The organism is Cellulomonas sp. P4_B5_2, assembly GCF_056402235.1.
Window position 1 is genome coordinate 1 of the sequence record NZ_JBFUHU010000265.1, and the last position, 5,332, is coordinate 5,332.

The window sequence follows — 5,332 nt, forward strand, 5'->3', positions numbered from 1 at the left end:
ACCCCTCCGGCGACCACGACCCCTCCGGCGACCACGACCCCTCCGGCGACGACGACCCCTCCGGCGACCACGACCCCTCCGGCGACCACCACCCCTCCCGCGACGACGACCCCGGCACCTGCTCCGGCGCCCGCGCCGGGCAAGTACGGCCTCGGGACCGGCACGTCGCGCGGCTCGGCGGGCGGCGGTGCCGCGGCGCTGGCCTGGGCGCAGACCAAGACCGGCCTCCCGTACATCTGGGGCGGCGTCGGCCCCGACGGCTACGACTGCTCGGGCCTGTCGATGAGCGCCTGGCGCACCGCGGGGGTCAACCTCGCCCGCACCACGCGTGACCAGTACAAGCAGGTGCTCAAGATCAGCTACAACGACCTGCGCCCCGGCGATCTCGTCTTCTGGTCCACCGACGCCACCAACCCGGACGCGATCTACCACGTGGCCATCTGGGCCGGCGGCGGCCAGATCATGGAGGCCTCGAAGCCGGGCGACCCGCTGCGCACCACCAAGATGCGCTGGGGCAACACGATGCCCTTCGCCGGCCGCCCGTAACGCCCTCGTCTCTCGCTCGTCCGCAACGTCCGCACTCGATGGGGCTGGAGCCCTCCTGAGTGCGGACGTCGTGCTCTCCCTGCGGGGGACGTCCGCACTCCTGCCTGCTCGGAGCCGTCGGAGTGCGGACGTTGTCAGACCGTCGGCCCCTCCCGGGAGGGGGTTGGGGTCCATCCCGCTTGGCGCAGCGCGCGCTCCACGGCGTCAAGATGGCGGTGCGGGTCGAGGCGGAGGCCGAGACTGGGGATCCGCAGCACGGTGTCGCCCCCGAGCGCGATCTCGTTGTGCCGGACGCTGTCGTCGATCCATTGGTCGGGCTGCAGGTGACCGACCCCGTCCACCTCCACCACCACTCGCCACCGTCGCCAGCGCACGTCGAGGTACGAATGACCGCGCGCTGAGGAGACCACGACCTGGCGGTCGGGTTCGGGCAGGCCACGTGCCCGGCAATGTGCGGCGAAGTCGAGCTCGTTCAGGGAGTGGGCTCCGCCGGCCACGTCGAGGAGCACGCTCCGGAGCAGTGAGCGCCTCCGGTCTCGCTTCACCCTCTCGAGCGCCGAGACAAGAGGATCGATCGTCGTCAGTCGTTGCTGCACGCTCGCCACGAGCACGAGTACCGCCTCCCGGTCCGACCTCGCCCACAGGGCCGCCTGGATGGCTGCGATCGCGGGCCTCGCTCGTGGCACTCCCGCAGTCACGACGTCCTCGTCGCGCCAGCGTCGTGTCTCGTGCACCCGGACGCCCGGTGGCGGCGGGATCGGGTGCGACGACTTCGGAGCGGCGACGTGCACGAGGCCGTCGTCGGCGATTCCCGAGAGCCCGGCCGCGATCAGTGCTGTGAGCCCGGCGATGGCGGCTCGGGGGCGTGCACCGGTGGCAGCCCGCGGAGCGCACTCGAGCACGCCCAACCACCAGTCGACCTTGWCGCGCGGCTGCGGAGGCGCGACCACGACGGTGTTCCTGCCGACGGATCGCCATCTGCCGGCGGCGAGCTCCGCGTCAAGCTGCGCAGCGGTGACTCCGAGTGAGCGGATCTGCGGGCGAGTGAGGAGGCCGGCCTGGCCCACAGCGTGTGCCGCGACACGGTCGCGGCGTTCCACGCGCGGCTGACGATCCGATGCCATGCGCCCAGGTTGTCGGCGGACGCAGCGTGACGCGGAGCCGCGACCAAGGCTGTGGAGCAACAACCGGGCGCTGCATCCGGTGGACGGCTCGACAATGTCCGCACTCGTGAGGGCTTCACCCCGATCGAGTGCGGACGTCACGAGGGGGAGTGCAGCAACGTCCGCACTCCCGCGCGTTGGAACCTGCAGGAGTGCGGACGTTGCGGGGGAGCGGGAGCAGAGTCAGTGGCTGTAGTAGTTGGTGTCGATGGCGCGCTGGCGGCTGCGCTCGATCTCCGCCTCCGCCTCCGACCGGCCTACCCAGTGGGCGCCCTCGACGCTCTTGCCCGGCTCCAGGTCCTTGTAGACCTCGAAGAAGTGCTGGATCTCGAGCCGGTGGAAGTCGGACACGTCGTCGATGTCCTGCCGCCAGGCGGCACGCTGGTCGCCCGTCGGCACGCACAGGACCTTGTCGTCGCCGCCGGCCTCGTCGCGCATGCGGAACATGCCGAGCGCGCGGGCGCGGATCAGGCAGCCGGGGAACGTCGGCTCCTCGAGCAGCACCAGGGCGTCGAGCGGGTCGCCGTCCTCGCCGAGCGTGCCCTCGATGAAGCCGTAGTCGTCGGGGTACCGGGTCGAGGTGAACAGCATCCGGTCGAGGCGGATGCGCCCCGTGGCGTGGTCCACCTCGTACTTGTTGCGCTGACCCTTCGGGATCTCGATCGTGACGTCGAACTCCACAGCAGCTCTCCTCATCCCCACGTCCGCCCCCGTGATGGGACCAGCGGTCGCGCGACACTCGTCGTGCGGCGCGCCGGAGTGTCAGGGGCGCCCTTGTCTCGGACAGTATCCTGACGCACCGCGGGACGGGGCGTCCCACCGGGGAGCGAGCGGGGCGGGGTGACGATGACCACAGCGGCGAGAGTCGTCGGCACGGGCTTCCTCGTCCTGCTGCTGGCCTGCGGCGCGTACGTGACGGCGGACGCGTACGACGTGGTCCCGGGCATGGTCACCCTCGAGGACCCGCCGCCGGAACCCCTGCCGTTCCCCACCGCCCCGGGCGCGGTCGAGCCGGCCGAGACCGGCTCCGCGCTCGCGGACCTGGACCCGCAGGCGCCCGTGCCGGTGGCGGCGAACGTGCAGGCGCTGGTCGACCGGCTCGTCAAGGACCCGCGGATGGGCGCGAGCGTCGGGGTGGTCGTCGTGGACCAGCTGACCGGGGACGTCCTCGGCGCGCACCTGGCGGACGCCGGTCGCACGCCGGCGTCGACGGCCAAGCTGGTGACGGCCGTCGCGGCGCTGRGCACCCTCGGGCCGGACGTGACCTTGCCGACGAGGGTCGTGCGCGGCCCGGGCAACAGCATCGTGCTCGTCGGCGGCGGGGACATGATGCTCGCCGCCGGTGCAGGCGACCCGGCGGCGGTCGAGGGGCACGCCGGGCTGGCCGACCTTGCCGCCCAGGTGGCCAAGGCGCTGCAGCTCGAGGGCGCGACCACGGTCAGCCTCGGGTTCGACGACTCCCTGTTCTCCGGTCCGACGCTGAGCCCCACGTGGAACCCGGCGGACATCGCCGCGGGCTTCGTCGCGCCCGTCACCCCGCTGGCGGTCGACACCGCCAAGATCACGCCCGGTGAGTACCCGCCCCGCTACCCGGACCCGTCGCTGGCCGCGGCCAAGACGTTCGCGCAGCGACTGGCCGAGGTGGGGATCACGGTCGACGGCACGCCGCGCCGGTCGGAGACGCCGGGGAACGCCCGCGAGCTCGGCGTCGTGCACTCGGCGCCGCTGGACGGGATCGTGCACCACTTCCTCGACACCTCCGACAACACGATCACCGAGCTCGTCTCCCGGCTCGTCGCCATCGACGCGGGCCTGCCCGCCAGCTTCGAGGGCGGCACCACCGCCGTCCTGCACGCGGTCTCCGTCGCCGGCGTCGACACCACGGGCGCCAGCCTCTCCGACGCGTCGGGCCTCGGAGCCGGGTCGGTGCTCCCGCCGGACCTGCTCGTCGGCCTGCTGCGGCTGGCCACCGACCCCGCGCACGGCGTGCTGCGGGACGTGGCCACGGGCATGCCGATCGCCGGGCTCACCGGCACCCTGAGCGACCGCTACACCCAGTCGCCGGCCCGCGGGCTGGTGCGCGCTAAGACCGGCAGCCTCCCGCACGTCACGTCGCTGGCGGGGACGGCGCTCGACGCCGACGGACGTCAGCTGGTGTTCGTCGTCATGGCCGACGCGACGCCCGACGGCGGCCAGTGGGGGCCGCGCGCGGCGATCGACTCGTTCGTCACCGCGTTGTCCGGGTGCGGCTGCGGTTAGTTTGACCCGGTGGACACCACCGAAGGCCCGGTCGACTGGGAGCTCGCCGCCCGCATCGCCGGGCGGCTGGCCGCGCCGGGACCCGCGGCGGACCGCGCGGAGCTGACCGCGCTGGTCGACGAGCTGCGCGACGCCGCCGGCCGCGCGGCCGCGCACGCGAGCGCGATCACGGGCCTCTCGGCGGCGGACGGGACCCCGCCGGAGCAGGTGTCGACGGTGCTCGTCGTGGACCGTCCGCGCTGGGCCCTGGCCAACGCCGAGGTGTTCGCCGCGATGACCGGTCCGCTCGCTGCCACGACGCCGTCGTCGGCCGCGCGCTCGGCCGCTGCGCTGCAGGTCGGCGGTGTGCTGGCGCTCCTGTCCGGCAAGGTGCTTGGCCAGTTCGACCCGTTCACCTCCCGCGACGGCCGCGGCCGGCTGCTCCTGGTCGCGCCGAACGTGCTGCACCACGAGCGCCGGCTCAAGGTGGACCCGTCCGACTTCCGGCTCTGGGTGGCCCTGCACGAGCAGACCCACGCGCTGCAGTTCGCCGCGGCGCCGTGGCTCGCGGAGCACCTGCGCAGCCGGGCGGCCGAGCTGATGACCGACCTGGCGGGGGACAAGTCCCTGGTCCCGCGCGTCGGCGAGCTGCTCCAGGCCGTCGCACGGGCGGTGACCGGCGGTGCCGACGACGGCGTCGGGGTGCTCGACCTGCTGTCCGCCCACCAGCGCGAGGTGTTCGAGGAGGTCGGCGCGGTGATGGCCCTGCTCGAGGGGCACGCGGACGTCGCGATGGACGAGGTCGGCCCGCGGGTGGTGCCAAGCGTGCGCAAGATCCGCAAGGCGTTCGAGGCCCGGCGCGACGAGGCGGCCAAGGCCCGCGGCGTCGACCGCGTGCTGCGCCGGCTGCTCGGCCTCGACACCAAGCTGGCGCAGTACCGCGACGGGGCCGCGTTCGTCCGGGCGGTGCGCAAGGACGTCGGGATCGACGGGCTGAACGCGATCTGGACGTCGGCGGAGCGCCTGCCGCGCCCGCAGGAGATCTCGGACCCGCGCGCGTGGGTGAGACGGGTGCACGGGTGAAAGGTCCCGCCCGCGAGGTCGCCGCGGTGCGGTCGGCGGTCGTCGCCTCGGTCGCCGACCTGCCGCCCGACGCGCTCGTGCTCGTCGCGTGCYCCGGCGGTCCGGACTCGCTCGCGCTCGCGGCGGGCGTCGCGTTCGTCGCGGGGCGTTCCACGACGACGTGGCGGGCTCAGGCCGTCGTCGTCGACCACGGGCTCCAGGACGGCTCGGCGCGGGTGGCCGACGAGGCGGCGCAGGCGTGCCGCGGGCTCGGGCTCGAGGCCGTCGTGGTCCGCGTCGCGGTGGACGGCCCGGGCGAGGCG

6 protein-coding genes are annotated in these 5,332 nt (G+C 73.9%); 4 read left to right on the forward strand and 2 right to left on the reverse strand.

The genetic code is table 11. The features are described from left to right. On the forward strand, positions 1-546 hold a 546-nt coding region (locus tag AC1DUQ_RS16950), incomplete at its 5' end, for a C40 family peptidase (protein ID WP_477074187.1). Positions 547-680: 134 nt separating this feature from the next. Here AC1DUQ_RS16950 and AC1DUQ_RS16955 read toward each other — a convergent pair. Both AC1DUQ_RS16955 and AC1DUQ_RS16960 read right to left on the reverse strand, forming a co-directional pair. Further along, positions 681-1,496, reverse strand: a complete 816-nt coding sequence (locus tag AC1DUQ_RS16955; protein ID WP_477074188.1) for a hypothetical protein — start codon at positions 1,494-1,496, stop codon at positions 681-683. Positions 1,497-1,892: 396 nt separating this feature from the next. Beyond that, positions 1,893-2,390 (reverse strand): inorganic diphosphatase, encoded by a 498-nt coding sequence (locus tag AC1DUQ_RS16960; protein WP_056085756.1) that lies wholly within the window; start codon positions 2,388-2,390, stop codon positions 1,893-1,895. 165 nt (positions 2,391-2,555) lie between these two features. Between AC1DUQ_RS16960 and dacB the strand changes: the two genes are divergently transcribed. From dacB to AC1DUQ_RS16975, 3 genes are all read left to right on the forward strand, one after another. Beyond that, positions 2,556-3,968 carry a D-alanyl-D-alanine carboxypeptidase/D-alanyl-D-alanine endopeptidase gene (gene dacB, locus AC1DUQ_RS16965; protein ID WP_477074190.1) on the forward strand — a complete coding sequence of 471 codons (1,413 nt, stop codon included), beginning with the start codon at positions 2,556-2,558 and terminating at the stop codon, positions 3,966-3,968. A 9-nt stretch (positions 3,969-3,977) separates the two neighbouring features. After that, positions 3,978-5,030: a zinc-dependent metalloprotease gene (locus tag AC1DUQ_RS16970; RefSeq protein ID WP_477059928.1), complete on the forward strand. Its 1,053-nt coding sequence runs from the start codon at positions 3,978-3,980 to the stop codon at positions 5,028-5,030. Beyond that, the coding region (locus AC1DUQ_RS16975; RefSeq protein WP_477074189.1) for a PP-loop family protein at positions 5,027-5,332 on the forward strand (306 nt) is incomplete at its 3' end. The genes AC1DUQ_RS16970 and AC1DUQ_RS16975, both read left to right, overlap by 4 nt.